17 protein-coding genes and 2 pseudogenes are annotated in these 18645 nt (G+C 65.0%); 7 read left to right on the top strand and 12 right to left on the bottom strand.

Features of this window, described 5'->3' with window-relative positions:
* Positions 1–3: 3 nt before the first annotated feature.
* The 5 genes and pseudogenes from ACXKR8_RS28915 to ACXKR8_RS28895 form a co-directional block, all read right to left on the bottom strand.
* Complete coding sequence (locus tag ACXKR8_RS28915; protein WP_458267507.1) at positions 4–1224, bottom strand: restriction endonuclease subunit S; 1221 nt, start codon at positions 1222–1224, stop codon at positions 4–6.
* Positions 1221–2213: pseudogene (locus ACXKR8_RS28910) on the bottom strand (HsdM family class I SAM-dependent methyltransferase); the annotation flags it as partial. The pseudogene ACXKR8_RS28910 and the gene ACXKR8_RS28915, both read right to left, overlap by 4 nt.
* Positions 2214–2393: 180 nt before the next feature.
* Positions 2394–3809: an IS1380 family transposase gene (locus ACXKR8_RS28905; RefSeq protein WP_458267506.1), complete on the bottom strand. Its 1416-nt coding sequence runs from the start codon at positions 3807–3809 to the stop codon at positions 2394–2396.
* A 158-nt stretch (positions 3810–3967) separates the two neighbouring features.
* Positions 3968–5014: pseudogene (locus tag ACXKR8_RS28900) on the bottom strand (type I restriction-modification system subunit M); the annotation flags it as partial.
* Positions 5011–6744: an N-6 DNA methylase gene (locus ACXKR8_RS28895; protein WP_458267505.1), complete on the bottom strand. Its 1734-nt coding sequence runs from the start codon at positions 6742–6744 to the stop codon at positions 5011–5013. The pseudogene ACXKR8_RS28900 and the gene ACXKR8_RS28895, both read right to left, overlap by 4 nt.
* A 168-nt stretch (positions 6745–6912) precedes the next feature.
* On the opposite strand from ACXKR8_RS28895, the gene ACXKR8_RS28890 reads away from it, so the two are divergent.
* The 4 genes from ACXKR8_RS28890 to ACXKR8_RS28875 all read left to right on the top strand — a co-directional run bounded on the left by ACXKR8_RS28890 (position 6913) and on the right by ACXKR8_RS28875 (position 9976).
* The gene (locus ACXKR8_RS28890; RefSeq protein WP_458267504.1) at positions 6913–7476 is read left to right on the top strand and encodes a hypothetical protein; all 564 of its coding nucleotides are present in this window, start codon (positions 6913–6915) and stop codon (positions 7474–7476) included.
* A 301-nt stretch (positions 7477–7777) separates the two neighbouring features.
* The gene (locus ACXKR8_RS28885; protein ID WP_458267503.1) at positions 7778–8389 is read left to right on the top strand and encodes an EcsC family protein; all 612 of its coding nucleotides are present in this window, start codon (positions 7778–7780) and stop codon (positions 8387–8389) included.
* A 187-nt stretch (positions 8390–8576) separates the two neighbouring features.
* On the top strand, positions 8577–9320 hold the full coding sequence (locus ACXKR8_RS28880; protein WP_462099900.1) for a transposase: 744 nt from the start codon (positions 8577–8579) through the stop codon (positions 9318–9320).
* Between the two features lie 8 nt (positions 9321–9328).
* Complete coding sequence (locus ACXKR8_RS28875) at positions 9329–9976, top strand: transposase (RefSeq protein ID WP_462099899.1); 648 nt, start codon at positions 9329–9331, stop codon at positions 9974–9976.
* Positions 9977–10157: 181 nt separating this feature from the next.
* On the opposite strand, the gene ACXKR8_RS28870 is transcribed toward ACXKR8_RS28875, so the two are convergent.
* Positions 10158–10937, bottom strand: coding sequence for a transposase family protein (locus tag ACXKR8_RS28870; protein ID WP_462099898.1), 780 nt, complete (start codon positions 10935–10937; stop codon positions 10158–10160).
* Positions 10938–11140: 203 nt separating this feature from the next.
* Between ACXKR8_RS28870 and ACXKR8_RS28865 the strand changes: the two genes are divergently transcribed.
* Positions 11141–11497 carry a hypothetical protein gene (locus ACXKR8_RS28865; RefSeq protein WP_458267501.1) on the top strand — a complete coding sequence of 119 codons (357 nt, stop codon included), beginning with the start codon at positions 11141–11143 and terminating at the stop codon, positions 11495–11497.
* A gap of 327 nt (positions 11498–11824) precedes the next feature.
* On the opposite strand, the gene ACXKR8_RS28860 is transcribed toward ACXKR8_RS28865, so the two are convergent.
* The 6 genes from ACXKR8_RS28860 to ACXKR8_RS28835 form a co-directional block, all read right to left on the bottom strand.
* Positions 11825–12721 (bottom strand): IS3 family transposase, encoded by an 897-nt coding sequence (locus ACXKR8_RS28860; protein WP_458267500.1) that lies wholly within the window; start codon positions 12719–12721, stop codon positions 11825–11827.
* Positions 12722–12750: 29 nt separating this feature from the next.
* On the bottom strand, positions 12751–13038 hold the full coding sequence (locus ACXKR8_RS28855; protein WP_458267499.1) for a transposase: 288 nt from the start codon (positions 13036–13038) through the stop codon (positions 12751–12753).
* 890 nt (positions 13039–13928) lie between these two features.
* Positions 13929–14321, bottom strand: coding sequence for a hypothetical protein (locus ACXKR8_RS28850; RefSeq protein ID WP_458267498.1), 393 nt, complete (start codon positions 14319–14321; stop codon positions 13929–13931).
* Between the two features lie 8 nt (positions 14322–14329).
* Complete coding sequence (locus ACXKR8_RS28845) at positions 14330–14782, bottom strand: hypothetical protein (RefSeq protein ID WP_458267497.1); 453 nt, start codon at positions 14780–14782, stop codon at positions 14330–14332.
* Positions 14779–15420 (bottom strand): TIGR04255 family protein, encoded by a 642-nt coding sequence (locus ACXKR8_RS28840; protein ID WP_462099897.1) that lies wholly within the window; start codon positions 15418–15420, stop codon positions 14779–14781. The genes ACXKR8_RS28845 and ACXKR8_RS28840 overlap by 4 nt, the downstream gene beginning before the upstream one ends.
* A gap of 570 nt (positions 15421–15990) precedes the next feature.
* Positions 15991–16281 (bottom strand): hypothetical protein, encoded by a 291-nt coding sequence (locus ACXKR8_RS28835; protein WP_458267495.1) that lies wholly within the window; start codon positions 16279–16281, stop codon positions 15991–15993.
* Positions 16282–16372: 91 nt separating this feature from the next.
* On the opposite strand from ACXKR8_RS28835, the gene ACXKR8_RS28830 reads away from it, so the two are divergent.
* Both ACXKR8_RS28830 and ACXKR8_RS28825 read left to right on the top strand, forming a co-directional pair.
* Positions 16373–17032, top strand: coding sequence for a helix-turn-helix domain-containing protein (locus ACXKR8_RS28830; protein ID WP_458267494.1), 660 nt, complete (start codon positions 16373–16375; stop codon positions 17030–17032).
* Entirely contained in the window at positions 17029–18639 is a 1611-nt protein-coding gene (locus ACXKR8_RS28825; protein WP_458267493.1) for a tyrosine-type recombinase/integrase, read from the top strand. The genes ACXKR8_RS28830 and ACXKR8_RS28825 overlap by 4 nt, the downstream gene beginning before the upstream one ends.
* Positions 18640–18645 lie beyond the last annotated feature (6 nt).

Raw genomic sequence — 18645 nt, 5'->3', positions numbered from 1 at the left:
CCCTCAGAGATCGTTGTGCGTGCGAGCGGTGGTGACGTCGAGCTGACCGGTGACCGCAGCAGTGATCAGCGACTGGCGTCGATAGGCGAGCAATTCTTCCTGCTCGTTCAACTTTTGTTCCAGCAAGTCCAACGCGCCAGCCTTTTCGTCCAGCGCGGCAACGATCCTTTCCTGTTCCGCGAGAGGGATCGACGGGATAGGCACCTGCTTCATCGATCCAACATTGAAATGAGCTTGAATACTTCCAACGGAATTTTCCGCAACTTGCGCTCGAAGGTAATTCGAGTTAAGGACATATTGCAAATACTTAGAGCTAATTTTCTTCCCTGGGCGCACAAGGATCAGATCGATGCAGTTGGCACCATCCAATTGCTGGGGTACGACGGCCGCAGCCCCAGCCTGGCCCGTGCGAACAATTACTACATCACCAGCGCTGAGCCGCGACTTGATGTTCCCTGCATTCCCCTCGGCGCTGATCGACACGAGGTTTTCAATATCGATGCGCCCTGGCTTGACATTCAGTCCACGCAGAGCTGGGACTCCGCCTGCGTCGACATACCACTTGGCCGGTGTGACAACGATGCCAACGGTCACTTTTGCCGCCAAGTACTTTAGCGGAGTCAGGCTTTGGCGGCCTTCTGGCTCAAGGCCCAGCACCGTCTCGACGATCCGCTCCCGCCTAAGCGCCAATAGACCGCGCATCTTGCTACGCTTCGCCACAAGTTGATCAATTCGAGCAGTTTCGGCGTCGAGAAATTCAGCGATCCGACGCTGCTCTTCCAGCTCTGGGAGCGAAACGGGGAGATCACCCACTTCGCTCGGGCTGATGGCAGGGTAACTGACACCCACAGAGCGCGCCACCACGGCATCAATGAATGGTCGTGAACGGCAGTAGTACGCCAGATACCTCCAATCCACTCCCCCCTTGGCCTCCAGGACTGCGAACCCGGTGGAGAAGACCAGCGGGTCATCGCTTTCGGGAACTGACGCGATTGCCTTAAGGTAGGTCCGCACAGTTGAGACAATGACGGACCCGACAGGCGCGAGTCGCCTGGCACGGGACGGCGCATTGCCGAATGTAACATCTTCATCTGGGATTGATACGTTTCCCAGCCCGTCTACCGAACTGATGTCAATATAACGAAACCGAAATTCTGCATCGGTTCCCTCCGGTAGAACTCGGGAATTGATCCGAGCAACATCCTTGATTCGAAATTCAGTCACCTTGTCACCTCCCCTAGAAGCGCCTGAATCTCGGCCTCCAGCGACTTCAGCTCTTCATCGATCTCTTCTAGAGGTTTCGATGGTGCGCTGACGTAGAAGTGACGGGTAAAGGGGATCTCGAAGCCGATCTTGAATCGCTCGACCTCCTTCGTCTTCAGGTTTCTGACCTCCGCAACCCAGGCGTCCGCCGCATGCGGGAGGACCTTGCGGGCGAAGTACTCGTCGATGTCCTCACCAAGCGGGATATTTTCGTTGTCGCGGAGGTCGGCGTCAGGCTCGGGTTTGCCCTTGATGAGCTGAACCTCGCCCTCCGGGTCGGTAACGCCCACAGCGTCACGCATTGCCTTCTGGAAGGGCGTGGCAGACGGCCACAGAACGCCCCCGGTCACCATTGCCTTGCGCAGGGCGTCCCATGCCTCAGCTTTGGTGGACCAGTGAGAGCCGAGCAGCGGTTTGAGTGCGGAGAGCAGCAGCTCGACCGGTGCCTCGCCTCCGGCTGCCTTCTTCACGGCGACCGACGCGCGGAGTTGGGTAAGAGTGTCCTCGCTCAGCTCGAAACGGAGCTTGAGCGGCCGGTCTACGGTGATTCGCTGGTATCCGAAGTCCCGGTTGGCGAAGATCTTCACCCGTCCGTGGTCCGAATGGGTCTCGTCGGTGGCGATACTCAGCGCGTCGCGGTAGGTCGCGCAGATGCTTCCGATCTGCGCCCGGGTAATCTTCTTGCGCTTCTCGCCGAGCGATTTGCGCATCTTGGTCCATTGGTCGCGGGCGTCGAGCAGGATCACGCGGCCCTTGCGGTCGACGGACTTACGGTTAGTGACGATCCAGAAGTACGTGGAGATACCAGTGTTGTAGAAGAGCTGATCTGGGAGGGCGATGATCGCCTCCAAGTAGTCATGCTCGATGATCCACCTGCGGATCTCCGACTCACCCGACCCCGCTCCACCTGAGAACAGCGGGGAGCCGTTGAAGACAATGGCCAGCCGGGCCTGAATCTTTCACCGCAGCGGCCCGTTGATCGTGTGCCCGGGTTGTCGCTTTTGCTCTGCCTGGCGGGCTTCGCCGGGTAGGGCTGCGCGTCGACTGTCGCGTCGGTGGCGCCGGGTTCCACGGGCCCGGGGACTGCGGGTCGGCCTCCTCTCGATGCTCTGCTGGGCGGTTTGCCCAGGTCAGGTTGGGTAGGGCAGGGCCATGAGGCGGCGGAAGGCCTGGACGACCGCGTTCGCCCAGGGCCAGGTTCTGGGGATCTTGAGGGTGCGTTTGCGCTGGCCGCGCACGATCACGGCGGGCACGTGCAGGAAGCGGAAGCGCAGGGTCTTTGGGGTGGCTTTGGCCATCTCGCCCTCACAGCCGAGGAGTTGGAGCCAGTTGCGGAGGTCGCAGGCCAGCGCGGTGGCCAGCAGCCACGCCTGGTTGACCTTCATGTGGCGCGAGGGGAACCGGTTCAGGCCCGCGTCCTTGCTGTCGCGGATCTTCGCCTCGACCCGGGCGTGAGTCCTGTGGCGGGCATCGAGCCATGAGGCCTGACGGTCGGGAGTGTTGGTCGCGAACGTCTGCAGCCGCATGCCGTGTTCGAGCTCGTAGGGTGAGGCGTCCTTGACGTAGCGCGGGTGCAGCGGTTCGCGGCGCACGATCACCCGGTGCCCGGGCGGCCAGAGCGAGAGGTCGCCGAGCAGTCCGGTGATGTCGGCGACCTGCGCGTCCTCACGCGCGGCACCGTCGGCGTCGAGGGCGGCCTGCCACACCGAACGGCCCTGCTTGCGCTCCTGCTTCTCCAGTTCGTCCAGCGCCGTCACGGCCGTCATCTCACGGTCGGTGAACGCCCAGCCGGTCGAGTACTGCCAGGTGAAGGAGGGGTGGCGACGGCCACCGGCCTTCGCGATCCACGTCAGGAGCCCGTGGGAGAACCCGGCCCCGTCGATCCGGAACAAGATCTTGCGGCGGTAGGCGGCGGGCAGCTGCTCGACCGCGGCGGCGAAGCAGGCGATGTTGTCCTCGGCGCTGTTGCAGCCCGCGTCGCCGGGACGCAGCTCCTGCGCGAGCATCTCCCCGGTGTTGTCACAGAAAGCGATCATGGGGCACAGGCCGTAGACGCCCTTCTTGTACGTCCCGGCCGCGCCCTCCTTCTCCGAGGCGCAGGCCACCGGCGTGGCATCGGAGTCGATCACCGTCCAACCGGTCAGCGCCGCACCGTCCACCACGATCCACGGGAACCCCTGCGGCCGGTTCTCCAGCCAGGACCACACCTGCCGGCGCACCGTCGCCCGGGCCCGGGCGACCCGGCGCACCTGCAGCTCGCCAACCTCGTCCAGGACCCGCCACACCGTGGGCGGCGACGCCACCGCCGGGCCGCCCGCCATCACCTCGCGCTGATGCTCCAGCACCGCGATGTCGCCGATCGCCACCGCCCCCAGCACGATCGCGCAGGCCAGGTCCACCAGCACCCGCCCCCGCTCGTGCCCCGGCCGGAAACCCGGGCGCCGCATCGCCTGCGTCAGCGCCCCTGCCAGCCCCGCCCGCTCGGCCAGCACCTGCAGATGCACCCCACCCGCATGCCCGACCTGCCGCCTCCTGTCAGCCGACATGGCCAGATCGGTCAGACGTCCAGTATTCTTCCCCACGGATTCGGTGCCCCACCTCGCGACGATACGTTTCTAGATAACTCGCATCATTGCAGGTAGGGGCACCGTCTCTGCATCCAGGTGACGCTCAGTCACCACACGCCAAGGGCTCGTGAATCACCGAGGCGGGTGCCGCCGATCTCGTCACCCGCAGCGTCCTTCTTGAGTGGCTGCATCTTGCTCATCATGTGCTGCAGGAACAGCAGTGAGCCGTCGTTGATCCGGGGCAGGCCGGCTCCGAATCGGCCGTCGTATCCCCGGTCCTCATGCTCCTGCCGGACAGACTTCTCCACCTTCTTCCACTCCACGCCGAAGGGCGGGTTGGCAAGCATGTAACCGAAGGTTTCGCCTTGGTGGCCATCCTGGCTGAAAGAGTTACCGAAGCGGATGTTTTCCGCCGTATGGCCCTTCAGCAGCATGTCGGAGCGACAAATCGCGTACGACTCGGCGTTCAGCTCCTGCCCGAACAGGTTGACACGCACGCCCGGGTTCAGCTTCCGAATGTGCTCCTCAGCTGCCGAGAGCATGCCGCCCGTGCCGCAAGCTGGGTCGAGGATTCTGACGACCTGGCCCTCCCCGGTCAGTCGGTCGTCGTCCGGGGCGAGCAGCAGCTCGACCATCAGCTCGATTACCTCGCGCGGGGTGAAGTGCTCACCTGCGGTCTCGTTGGAGGCGTCGGCGAATTTACGGATCAACTCCTCAAAGACGTAACCCATGTCGTGATTGTCTACGGCCTCGAAACTCAGATCCAGGCCCGCGAACTTCCGTACCACTTGGTAGAGCAGGTCGGCGTTGTCCAGGCGGTCGATCTGGAGTTGGAACTCGTAGCGGTTGATAATCTCGGTGGCCTCCGAGGAGAACCACCGGATGTAGTCCTTGAGGTTCTTCGCCACATTGGCCGCGTCGTTGCTGATGGTGTCGAAGGTCTGCTCGGAAAGGTTGTAGAACTTGAGCTTGGAGGCCGCCAGCAAGAGCCCATTCTTGTTCTCACCGGTGTAGGAGGCGGCCCGGTCCCACACCGCCTGGCGCGTCGGGGCCATGACGCAGTCCAGTCTGCGCAGCACAGTCAGCGGCAGGATGACCCTGCCGTACTCCGAGCGCTTGTAGTCACCGCGCAGCAGATCAGCCACCGACCAGATGAAGTCGGCCAATTCCTGGTTCTTACTCAAAGCGCCCTGCTTTCTCGCCACACTGCGTCGTCTTTGTCAGTCGTCGTGCTCTCGCGCCCAGCTTTGCCGCTGTCCCGAGTCGGCGGCGGGTCGAGTGCGCCACCGGTGAGGCCGTCGCGGGCGAGCCGCGCGGCCCGGTCCCCCATCTTGGCGAGTTCGGCTAGCTCGTGCTCGAACGCGCCCAACAAGCGAAAGGCATCCCCGTAGCGGTGCTGCCGATCGACGTCCATACGGGGCAGGCGCGCCGTCCGCAGGTCCGCTCGGAACGTACCGGAAGATGAGGTGCCACGGCGGACGTTCGCCGCACTGCCAGCAAAACCACGCACATAGTCAGGGTCCAACTGGTCGTTCACGGATACGAGTTCGTCGCCGTCCAGTCGCACCAGACCCGCCGCCAGCAGGTCACTCATCGCCATTGGGACGCCCTCGTCCAAGCCATCTGCCTCACCTCGCGCAGGTAGCTCCGGCAGCAGTGCCCGCAGGCGGTGCAGACGGGTGTTGAGATCCTTGCGCAGTGCGGCGTACTGCGCCACGTAGTCGGGTTCGGGCTCGCGGACATAGCGGCTGGGGGTGAGGTCCACTTCGTCGTTCAGCAGATCGATGAGCGGCACCTCTGTCACCTGGTGCGACTGCGGCTGCCAGGGCCCATCAGAACTGTTGGCGCTCAGGTCCATCATGCGCACGGTCCCAATCCCCGGGCCGGGATCAGCGGGACGGCTTAGCAACCACAGGTGCAGCGGCAGTGCGTGACTGGCCGCGAGGCCGGGGGGCAGGGCTACCACTGCAGTGACGCAGCCGCGACGCACCAACTCGGCCCGGATTCTGCGACCGGAGCGGCGGTGCGCGACAGATGCCGGCAGGGCCACCACGGCCCGTCCGCCGGGGGCCGTGTGGTGGTAGCAGTGCTGAAGCCAGGCGAGTTCACTCTCCCCGCGCGATGGCACACCTGCCTCCCAGCGCGGATCGATGAGCAACTGCTCTCTGCCCCAGTCGGCCACAGCCGTTGGCGGCTCGCACACGACCAGGTCCGCGCGGAGGTCAGGGAAGGCGTCTGTGCGCAACGAGTCGCCTGGCACAATCTGAGCTGGCACGCCTGCCCCGGGAGAGGCCAGGGCCGCGCGTATCCGGGCCAAACGCGTCGCGTCCGCGTGTGTGTCCTGCCCCAGCCTGCTCCCAACCGTGTCGCCGCCCACCGCGACGAGGAGCGAGCCGACGCCACACGCCGGGTCGAAGACGGCACCTGAGGTCTCACCTGCGAATTCCCGCACGGCGCTGGCCAGCCGCAACGTCGAGGCACCGTCCAACGCGGCGCGCGCGGTGGACTCCAGCAACCGGGCGACCAAACCGTCCATCACATCAGTAGGCATCCGCTCGGCGACCAGTCCACCGACGGCCTCGCATGCCATTTTATCGGTCAACTCAACTCGGCCGCCTAGGAGATAGTCCCCGACCGCAGCCAGCGCCCTGACCATCTCCTCACCGTAGGCACCGCGCAGTGCCTGCCAGAGCTGGACCTCACCGCTGACCTCTCGGCCTTCGCGCTGTCCCTCCAGCCACTGCTGTACCTGGGCGAGCGAGAACAGAGGGCTGGCCGAGGTGCCACCGACGGGCGCGGGGAAGTCGGGGCGACGCCTGCGCCAGTTGGACACCGCAGCGCGCGTCACGCCCGCCAACCGTGCGATCTCCGCAGCGGTCGCCGTGGCATCGGGCACCTCGTTATCTCCGGTCATGCCCAGACCGTACACCAAGATTGCCAGATCTCAAAGTTACATCCTGTTGACAGCGCCAACGGAATCTAGTTGACTCTGTCGTCAAGCGCCCAGGAATGCGGGCACCTGCACCACACGCGCCCAGCACGCTTCGGTGCGCTGGGAGCGTCGAGCGAGGGGGATTCGACCATGAGCACTGATCACGAGGAAGACGACCGCGAGAGCGTCGACAGCCTGGGCCGCAACTGGGAGCGTCTGACCTCCCGCCTGCGCAGAACTGGTGACGAGGTCCGCGCTCTCCACGCGCGCATGACGCCCTGGCACGGCCCGGAACCGCGACGCGCGGCCGACTGGGATTGGATCCTGGAAGCTTTCGCGCGAGAAGCCTCCACTGCCGACAGGAGCGACTTCGAGAGCTTGATCCTCCAGACCACGGAGCTGCACCATCGTGGAACCGGGATCCTCAATCCAGACCGCGGCCCCCAGCCCATCCCATCGCCGTTCGTGCGACACATGCCCGAAGACCAGGCCGAAATCGAGACCAAGCGGCTCGAACGCCAAGGCCGTCACGTACTCGCCTACCAAGAGCACATCCGCCACTGCCTCGACCATTTCGTCGCGGCCTGGACGGCGCTCATCGACGGTTGTTCGATCTGCGACTGGGAGATGATCGATGACGAGTTCCTCAAGCTCGCTGAATTGACGAAGGAAGCCCAGCGGGCTTTCGGTATCTGGGTATCGCTCGATCGATAGCTGCGCATCATCAGAAACAGGGAGACGGGAGCGGCGGGACATCATCAGACACCGCCGTTCCCGCAAGCGTCTCCCCCGTTAGCTAGCGCACCCCGATGGACATGCAGGTCGGACAATCCGATCGACCGCGCCAGCCGATCAGAAAACGCGGCTATTTCGCTACTCTATCGGGGCGGAGCATCAGCTCCAATTTACCGAGTGCGTGCGGGACATCGCAATCTGCGAAACATTATTCCTGTCGCACGTCGTTGGATCACCGTGCGCAACGCCGGTCTTGTTCGGTCGAATACGAGGAGATTAGATGAGGACTGAGGACATGTCGCCTTACGATAGTGCGGCCTGGGACAACTGTATTAACGAGATCTACCGACCCGATCGTAGGAAGTTGCCGGCTTGGGTTCGAGACGCCGGACGCAAAGCCGGAGAAGCCATCAGTCGCGGATACACGGCAATTCCCGGTGCGGATAGAGTCGATGCCTTTCTTGAGCGGGCATTTGACGGGGCATTGGCCCTCACATTTCAACCTGCCCTCGCCAGCGTCCGTGCATCCAGCGTCGTGCAGAAATACGCGAGTCGCCACCCCGGCATAACGAGGCTTGAGGATATTCGCAAGCTCGACCTTGAAGCCTGCGACAAGGTGCTGCCGCCCAGATTCGGCTACACGGTCGTGGCCGCCGCACAGGGCGGATCAACTGCACTGGCGGTTACAGGGGCCGAGGTTTCGGCCACCGTCAGCGGGGGCGTGACGGCCGGGGTTGTCGTCGCGGCAGTTGCCGCGGACGTTACAGCCTCGTTGGCATTGATGGGTCGGTGCATCGGCGTGGTCGCGGCGAGGTACGGGTACGACGTGACCCTTCCAGAGGAAGAACTCTTTGCGCTCGGTGTCCTATCACTGACGTTTTCTCAACGGTGATCACTTCCAGATTCCGTTGAGGACGAGTGCCGCTCGTGCGATGTCGCCGATCCGGTCGGGGCTCAGCCCGAATCCACCGATGAATGACCTGTCCGAGGCCTGGACATAACGACGCGGATGCCCTCTGACCTGGGACGATGGGACTTCCTACAGAACCAAGTCGCCAGAACGAGAGAACATCCGCGAGATGCAATCCTGCCATGCCGCCACAGCGGTTTCCGCCGTCTTCGACGAGCCGAACCTGATCGCCGATGCCGGGCTGCTGTCGCTGGTCCGGCTGGCCGAGCGGGCCGGCCTGCGGCAACTGGCCGCGTCCGCGCTCCGCATCGAGGGCGCCGACAACAGCGGCGGAGCCAACCCGGCCGCCAAAGTGATGTCGCTGATCAGCGCGATGTGCGCGGGCGCGGACAGCATCGACGACGCGGCGCGGCTGCGGCACGGCGCGATGGACCGCGCCTTCACCTCGGTCCGCGCGCCCTCCACCCTGGGCACCTTCCTGCGCTCCTTCACCCACGGCCACAACCGCCAGCTCCACCGCGTTCACCGCGACTTCCTGGCCCGACTGGCCCGCAGCACCCCACTGCTGCCCGGCGCCGACACACTGATGTTCATCGACATCGACCCCACCCACCGCCGCGTGTACGGCCACGCCAAGCAGGGCGCGCAGGTCGGCCGCCTCAAGGGCCAGCGCACCCTGCACCCGATCCTGGCCACCCTGTCCACCCCGATCGCCCGGCCCGTGATCGGCGCGGTCCGCCTGCGCCGCGGCAAGGCCGCCGACGTCCGCGGAGCCGAGAGCTTCGTGAGCGAGGCCCTGGCCATAGCGAAGGAGACCGGCGGCACCGGGATCCGCCTGGTCCGCGCGGACAGCAAGTTCTACACCGCCGACGTGGTCGCCGCCTGCCGCCGGCCGGCGCCCGATTCTCCCTGACCACCGGCATGAACCCCTCCATCGCGGGCGCGATCTCCCGCATCCCGCAGGAGTCCTGGACGGCGATCCGCTACCCGGACGCCTTCGTCGACCCCGACACCGGCGAGATGGTCTCCGACGCCGAGGTCGCCGAGATCCCCTACACCGCCTTCACCGGCCGAAGGAAGTCCGAGCACGTCACCGCCCGGCTGATCGTGCGCCGGGTCCGCCGATTGAACGCCGAAGTGGCCCAGGGTCAGGGCGAGTTGTTCACCGCCTGGCGTTACCACCCCGTCTTCACCGACAGCTCCTTCGCGGTGCTGCAGGCGGAACTGCACCACCGGCAGCACGCCGTGGTGGAGCAGGTGATCGCGGACGGGAAGTCCGGGCCTCTGGCCCACCTGCCGTCCGGGAACTTCCAGGCCAACGCCGCGTGGCTGACCCTGTGGGCGATGTCGCACAACCTGCTGCGGGCCGCCGGTGCGCTGACCTCGGTCTTCCACGCCAAGGCCACCACAGCGACCCTGCGCGCCCACCTGGTCCACGTCCCGGCCCGGCTCGCGCGCACCGCGCGCACCAAATTGACGGTGCATCTGCCCGAGCACTGGCCCTGGCGCGACGCCTTCACCGCCCTGTTCGAGGCCGTCCACTCCCCACCGCCGCGCCCGGCGGCCTGACCGCCACAAGATCCCGCACCGCGACGGCCCGACGGCCACCGGCGACAGCGCCACCAACCGCTCCCGACCCCGCACAACCCCTCGGACAGGCCGCGACCCGCGCACGGCGGCTACCGCACACCCTCAACCTGTTGCCCCCAGCGGCCGACCGTCCACGGGCAGGAGAGCAACCCCGAAATGATCAGCCGGTGGATTCGGGCTCAGCGTGACGCGTTTGAGGGTGCGCCAGCGCTCCTTGAGTTCGGCGGCGGCTCGCTCGCCCAGGGCGCGGACCCCGCGCAGCACGGCGTTGTAGGTCTGGGTGTCGGCGTGAAGGCGCAGGTGGGAGCTGTTTTTGTGGCTTCTTGAACGGGTGGTGGACGCCGATTCCGGCTCCCTGGTAGCCGGAGTCCGCGAGTGTGGGCAGGCCGTCGGCGGCTGCTTTGTAGAGCGCGGGCAGGCAGTGTTCGCGGGCGGCGACGATGTCGTTGGTGGAGCCCGGCTCGGCGTCGCTCACCCACAGCGGGGTGCCGTCCGGTGCGGACAGGAACTGCACGTTCGCCCCGAATGACCGGTGTTTGCCGGAGTACCACGTATCGACCTCCTTGCCCTCGCTGTTGACGTGGGCGCCCGCGACGCGGTCGGTCGTGATGAGCGTGCCGTCCAGCACCACGTGGCTGAGCCCTCGTTCCTGGCAGTCCTTCAGGACCTGGTGCAGGTCCGGGGCTTGAGCTGCGAGAACGTCGATCCCTTCGTGCAGGTAGCGGTAGCCGGTGGCCTGGGAGACGCCCGCGTCGCGGGCCAGGCAGTGCACGCATCCGCGCTCGCGGAACCAGCGCAGCACCAGCACCGCCTGACGGAACGGCCCCAACGCGCGGGAGCGCTTCGGCGTCCGCAGCGTCCGGCGATGCGCGGCCAGCAGTCGCGCGAGGTATTCGACGATGTGGCGCGGGACGTCGAGCGTGGCAACATAGGTGACCAACGTGAAGCCTCTGGTTGTAGCGACGATCTTGTGGTGAGAACCGTCCTACCAGGGGCTTTACGTCTGCTCGCAGCCGGGTCGGCCGCTCCGGCGCTCGCCGCGAACATCCGGTTTCATGCCGATCTGCCCAGCTTCGCGAAGATCATTTCACTGAGAAAACCTCACTAGGAACAGCATCGTCGCTGGGCGGAAAGACCACAGCCATGGCCTCGCTGTCCCGATTGACACAGGACATGATGCGGCGTGCCACGTGGGTACAGCTCAGAGAACACGCGCTCGTGTCCGTGATCGAGGCCGTATACAAGGCTCTCGGGTTCAAGCTCACAAAGCAGAAACTGGCAGAAGTCGTGCCTGTTGCGGGCATCATCATCAATGCGTCTCTCAGTGCAGAGATGACCGATCGCACATTCAGGCGGGCAAAGGCCGTATATCGACTTCGGTTTCTCTCGGAGAAGTACGGCATCGATCCGAAGGCATGGATGCGCGACTCGAGGCACACCGACGAAGCTGTAGTTGAGGTGGACAGCTTCCTGGACAGGGGCCTCAGTTCGGGGTCATAGCCTCGGCAAAGTAGAGATTTGCCCGGTTTCTGAAGACGGAAAAAGCTAGTGCGCCCCGATGAACATGCAGGTCGGACAGTCCGATCGACCGCACCAGCCGATCGGACAACTAGGCCATTTCGCCACCTTGCCAGGGCCGTGGTCCATCAACCGGATGGTGTATCAGCCCGAATCCACCGATGAATGACCTGTCCGAGGCCTGGACATAACGACGCGGATGCCCTCTGACCTGGGACGATGGGACTTCCTACAGAACCAAGTCGCCAGAACGAGAGAACATCCGCGAGATGCAATCCTGTCAATCCCCTGGTTTCGTAGAGGCTTTCCTTATGCGGCTTGGTCTCTTTGATGGTGGGCGCGTGCTTCGCTGATGGTTCGTTCGAACTCGATGGGCGGTAGGCCGGCGGCCCCGCTGTGGCGGCGGCGCGGGTTGTAGAAGTCGGTGATCCAGGTGGCGATCTTCAGGCGGGCCTCGGCCCGGGTGGGGAAGTGGTGCCGGTGGATGTACTCGACCTTGATCAGCGAGTTGAACGACTCCGCGGCTGCGTTGTCCAGGGCTGATCCCACCCGCCCCATGGACTGCACCACGCCCAGCCTGTCGCACAGGTCGTTGTACGCCTCACTGGTGTATTCCGAGCCGCGATCCGAGTGAAAGATCACGCCGTCGACCTGGCCGTCGCGGGTGGTGGCCGCCATCTTCAGCGACGCCCCCACCAGGGCTGCGTCGTGGTGCGCGCCCATCGCGTAGCCCAGCAGGCGGCGCGAGAACAGGTCCAGGACGGTGGCCAGGTAGAACTTGCCCTCACCGGTCTCGATCTCGGTCATGTCGCCCACCCACAGCACGTCGGGCGCGACCGCGTCGAACCGGCGAAGCACCAGGTCAGGGGCTGCCCGGCGCTTGCCCTGCCGGGTCAGTGAGCGCCGCCTTCGCGGGGGCTTGCGGCCCTGCAGGCCCAGGTCGGCCATGACCTCGGCGACGGTGTTCACCGAGACCTGCCAGCCCTCGGCCCACAGGTCCAGGGTGATCCGCGGCGACCCGTACGTCTCGCCCGACTCCCGGAAGAAGTGCGTGACCCTCGCCTCCAGGCGCGTCCTCCTGACCTCGCGTTTCGTCGGCTCGGCCGGGCGGCGGCGCCACTTGTAGAACCACGCCTCGGACACTCCGAGGGCGCGGCAGGCGACGCGGTGCGGGATGCCGTGCTCGGTCCTCTGGTCGCTGATCACCCCGACGAGCAACGCCGGGTCCCCTTCAGCTACTTCACCCAAAGGACCATGCAGCGTTTGAGTACATCGCGCTCCATCTCCAGTTCCTTGATCCGCTTGTTCTTCTCCGCGTCCAACCGGCGCAGCCGCGCCAGTTCCTCGCGCTCGGGCACGCTCAGCGTCCCGTCCCCGCCGGCCTTCTTCGCCCTCGACACCCATGTGCTCAGGGTTGTCTCGTTGATCCCCAGGTCCATGGCGACCTGTCCGATCGGCCTACCGGTCTCGGCGACGATCCGCACCGCCCCCTCACGGAACTCCGCGTCGAACTTTCGTCTCATCTCTGCCATGACTCCCAACTTCCCCTTCAGTCACGACCTCAACGCTACGAGGGGAAGGTCAGTTGACCCGTCAGAAATCCGTGCACCACGACACGCCGGCTACCCCGCTCGCGGCGCGAGCGGAACCGGCATGACGACCACCGAGAGCTACCCAATCCCGGACCTGCCCAAAACCCGGGATCCAACCTTCTTGCTGAGCAGGGTATTTGATGGGATGCAGGGCATACTCAGACTCACTGGGCACAGGCAGTGGCGCAGCACCGCGAACGCCGAAAGCCTCCGTGCCACCGGGGCAAGACTCGGAGCTATAAGTGTCGACACCGCACGTCACCAGAGTGCACCAACGAACGGTCAATCCGCGCGTTTGGCTGCGACATCGCCGCAACCAGCACAGCGCGGCAGTAATCGCGCCCTACACCCTGCTCCTCGGGAGCCGAACCGCCACGACCAACCAGGTCGACGCACGCGTCATCGCATCTGCCGGCTACCGCGTCGGCCTCCCCAGCGTCTCCGGACTTCACTGTGCAGCCTTCCTGGTCAGCTCGCCCTTGGATCCAGACAGCGCAGAGCAGCCGGCCATATTCCTCTCCGGCGGTACGGACGAGGCACCAACGTACCGACGTGTCGACGATCTCACCGTTGAGGCAAACCACGACACCGTGCCGACGCTGCGCTTCACCAGCCGAACCGGCAAACCCCTGTCACCCGAGTCACGCCAGGCCGTCGAGCGGGCCGGTATGGCTCTAACCATCACCGAGAGCAACCCTCTGCACCCACGGCGCACGTCCGCGGTGGGCCCCTGGCACACCGTTGTGCTCCTCCCTGCCGGAGGATGATGCCTCGAATTGACCTGGCCAGTCCGCCATGAAGCAACATCAGGGAATCAACAATTACTCTTCGATCCATCTGCTCGCCTTCGCAAGGCGGCGTCGCGCCTTGCTTCCCCTCGACCCCTTGGAGTCGCGGACCAAGGCATGCCCCGGGAACTCGTCGATGGGATCCCGTTCGATCTCTTGCCCAAGGCCGCGCAGTTCCCCGGCCAGCCAGATGCATGGGAAGTGCCCCGCGAACTTCGGGAGTTCACTCAACTCCTTGATGAGGCGGCCGGCAGCGAAGATGTCCTCGGAGATGAATGTGGACATGGCACCGTCGTCGGAGCTGTCTGCCATCGCTTGAGAGGTAGGGCGCAGTACGCCATCTTCTGGCATACGCCAATCAGGTTTGATCATTCTGATGATCGTGTAATCATCTGGAATGCGAGCGCCATTGCTCTGGTCAGACATTATTTGGCCTAGTGCCCCGCGATAACGCGAAGGGCCGAGGCTAGCTTGTCCAGGGCGAGACCGAGACCGCTCTCCCACTCATCGCCTGAGGCCGACTCGAAGTACGCCTCGCCTGCCTCCTCACGAAATGTGAGGTAGAGATAGTTGCCCGACCTTGACCATTCAAGGCCGAGGCTCCCGTCATCGCCGATCGCGAAGAACGGCTTTGGGATGCCGCTCGGCAGCGCAGCCACCCACTCCATGCAGGTGCGGATCGCGACCGGAGAGACGTTGCGATCGGCGGTGGCCCGGGAAAGCACCTCGCGGACCAGGGCAGTCGCCCAGTGATTCTGGGAACTGGAGTACAGGAGCGTGCTTGTCGCTGTCGACTCAGCGTCGCGCCGGCGCACCGTCGGACCGGTGACCGTGGTCGGAGCAGACTCCTGCGGCGGTGTCCAACCCGATGCGATGGCCGTACTCATTGCAGCCCCCAAAGTCTCAATGCTTCATTGGTGACGGTTTGCCGGAACGCTTTGTTGGCAGCCTCATGGGCGCGATCAAGGAAGAGGAGTGCCGACCCGATCGACTCGTCGGCAAATGGCAAGCTCCGTGCCGTGATCGTGAAATTCCACAGCGGCTCGGCTTTAGCCCAATCCTGCATGGGGTTCATGCCCACGTGAAGTCGGCCGTAGGTCTCACTATCTGCAATGAGCGCCCGGGAGAACGTGAACGAAAACTGCTCATAGTCCCCGATCGATTCGGGCGAAAGCGTGAACAACTTATGGCCATCCGACATGCGCGGCCAAATGCCATTCGGCTCGATGAGATTCACGTAGGTGAGTTCGGCCCGCAACGGGCGAACCCCTTCACCGACCTGCACTAGGCCACGATCCGTTTCATTGAGAAATGCAGCGAACCGCTCGCGCACGCTCTCGTACCGGCTGTACGGGATATGGCCTTCCCCGCGCTTCCAGTTCAGTGCAAGGTAGTCCGACTGCACCTGCAGAACCTCGGAGCCATCGTCCGACGTCAGCCAGTAGCGTGAGCCTGGCGAGAGCAGGTTTAGCTGGTGAAATGGCTGGAAGGCGGGACTGTTCGGTTCGGCGGCCTCGATCGGCATCAGATACGACGGGACGGTCTGAGTGGCCCGGTGGTCGTCGTACCAAGACCCGAGGATCCCGGGGATACCAGGACCAGCCAGAGCTGGCCGGGGGCCATAGCAACGGAAAGTACAACCTCGTTGACGGGTGGCTCCTGCTTCGCCAACCTCTGGACTCCCATGCTCTCTCCCCGACCGTTCCGTTATGCCAGAGCGTGCCACAACATGCCGAGTGGCGACGAGGGGGCTCCCAAAAGTGAGAGAAGTTCCTCCTTTCGCCATCCGTTCAGGAGCTTCTCGTGGTCCGCAAGAAGCACAGTCGAACAAGATGCCGACCCACCGCCCGCCCGAAGGGCTGACGACGAGCCGAAGTGGTGGACCGACGACTGAGGGTTCAGAGGTTCAGGATCAACACGCCTGCCCCATGGGAACAGTGGGACACCGGCCAACAGTCACCGCAGATCACCCGCCCCCGCCGTATTGAGAGCGGGCCGCGCCGCGTGGTGCCAGCCTTGGGTTTCCCCACCTGGGGGCACAGGACCGCGCCCCCACAGTTGCCGTGAAAGGTCGAGGCCAGGGCGCCAACCGCATCTACGCACACAGGCTGTGGTGCGCCCCGACTCTGCCGTCAGGCTGTCCACTCGCCGGCTGCGGGCGCTCCAGCCCTAGAAGCTTGAGCAGCTCTGACGTGACCACCCGGTAGGCGTTGCCAAGTCGCAGAACCTTGACCGGGTATTCCCCCTGTTTGGCGAGCCCGTACCCGGTGGATCGGCCGATCATCAGCGCCCGGTTCGAGGTGTCGAGGTCGATCACCGCCGGGAGGGCGAGCAGTTCCTCGCTCGTCAGCCCTCGCGCCTCGGGGGAAGAACCGGATGCCGTCATGATGCCCTCCTGGTGGAGTTCGGTGTCGTGGTGCCGCCATAGAAGTATCACGGAGTTGCAGCAGTCCATTTTCGCGATCTAAGGTGTCGCCATGACACCTGATCAATGGCCGACAGCGTTCACTGCTCGGATCGCCCAGGGGATGCGGGAGGCACGCAAGGCCGCCGGCCTCACTATGGGCGACGTCGCGCAGGGCTGCGCCGACCGCGGCTTGGCGGAGTTCACCGAGCACTCCATGAAGAACCTTGAATCCGGACGCAAGGCGAGCATCACCGTCGCGGATTTCGTAGTGCTGGCTGACGTCCTGGGTGTCCCGCCAGTGACCCTCCTCTTCCCCCTCGGCACCTCGGCCACGGTGGAGGTGCTCCCGGGTCGGGAAGTGTCCACCTGGGACGCGCTCGCCTGGTTCACCGGCGAGAGCCCCTTGAGTCTGCCCGCCGCCCAAGGCACCGCTCGGGACGTCCTGGACGTCTTCCGCCATCACGGCGACCTGGTGGCCGCCGCGACGTCCTCCAACGCCTTGGCCCGGGAGCGGCGACGCACGGCGAGCACAACCCTGGACCGGGCCCGCAGAACCACGCTCCTGCAGCGTGCCGAGGGGTACGAAGAGCACGCCTTCGAGGACTGCCAGGAGCTGCGCGCCTTTCGTGCCCGGATGCGTGAACGGGAGCTGGTACCCCCTGCCCTTCCCGACGAACTCGCATTCGTCGACCAACCCGAGGCCGAGCCCGACTCCAAGGACCACGAGTGAAAAAAGGCACGACCGTTCGCAGGTGCGCCTGCCGGAACCCCACAACAGGCAAGCAGTACGGAGTGACCTGTCCAAAGGCATCCAACCCCCGGCATGGACTGTGGGCAGCAGTCCAGGAGCTTGTACCCCGCCAAGACGGCACGCGCCGCCGATTCCGGCGAGGTGGATTCGCGACGGCCAATGCCGCGAAGGAAGAGCTGTCCAAGGTCGCAGCCCTCATGGCGATCCCGGAAGAGGACGACCCTGCTGGCCACCTCGCGATCAGTGATCTCCTCGAAGCCTGCTCGACGTCGAAGGAGCCGCTGCCGGACTACGACGAGACACGCCGCCGTTTCAAGACCGGGCAGACGCTCAACTCGAAGACCACCGTGGCCGAGTGGCTCGACACCTGGTTGAGCGGGCGCAAGAAGCTGCGACTAACCGGCTACAAGCGCTACGAGTGCGACGTCCGAGTCCACTTGAAGCCGCACCTCGGTCACATCAGGCTGGACAAGCTCCGTGTCCACCACCTGGACAGGATGTTCGACGATATCAACGAGCGCAACATTGAGATCCAGGAGCAGAACGCCCAGAGGAAGGCAGTCGCAGCGCAGCTCAAGGCAACCCCGAACGCCGGCGCAGCCAACCGCGCCCTGCGCGCGTGGCTGAGGGCTCAGCTCGACTCGATGCCTCCGTTCCGTCGCATCACCAGCCTCAATACGCAGCCCCACATCAGGGCCACACTGCGAGCTGCCCTGAACGTGTCCATCGCCCAGCAGGTGATGTCCCCATTCAATCCGGCCGAGCACGTCGAGCTGCTGCCCGGGACCAAGCCGAAGGCCCTGATCTGGACCGACGAGCGCATTGCCCGTTGGCAGGAGACCAGGGTCAGGCCCTCGCCGGTCATGGTGTGGACTCCCGCCCAGACGGGGCAGTTCCTGGACTTCGTCGCAGGCGACCGGCTCTACCCGCTGTGGCGGCTCATCGCCTTTAGGGGTACCCGACGCGGCGAATCCTGCGGGGCCCGATGGGAGGATCTGTCGGCCGCTGCGCGGGCCTTGGCCATCGCCACCCAGCTCGTCCAGGACGGCTGGGAGATCCACGAAGGCGCTCCCAAGACCGACTCAGGCGTCCGTCTCATCGCCCTGGACGATGAGACCTTCGAGGTTCTCCAGGCCCACAGGCTCCGCCAGGAACGCGAGCGCGAGGAGTGGGGAGACGGTTGGCGGGACACCGGCCGAATCTTCACGCAAGAGGACGGCTCACTGCTTCACCCGGGCAAGGTCAGCGACCTCTTCGAACGGCTGGTCGCCGCCGCTGGCCTGCCTCCGATCCGGCTCCACGACCTGCGTCACGTCGCCGCCACGCTCATGCTGGCGGCGGGCGTGGACGTCAAGGTCGTCAGCGAGACGCTCGGCCACTCGGATACTCGCGTCACCCGCGACATCTACCAGGCGGTCCTGGATGACCTCGCCCGCGACGCGGCCGAGAAGGTCGTGCAGCTCGTCCCACGCTCGCGACCCCATCTGACGGCGGTCCCCGGCAGCCAGAAGTCCGGGTCGCTCAACTTGCCGAGGATGCAGCCGCCCAAGCGGCTGTCTGCGGAAGACGAGAAGAGCACTGCCTGACGATCA

Source organism: Streptacidiphilus sp. PAMC 29251 (assembly GCF_054208735.2).
The sequence above is the reverse complement of the archived record's forward strand: the minus strand, read 5'-3'. Positions and strand labels throughout refer to the sequence as shown.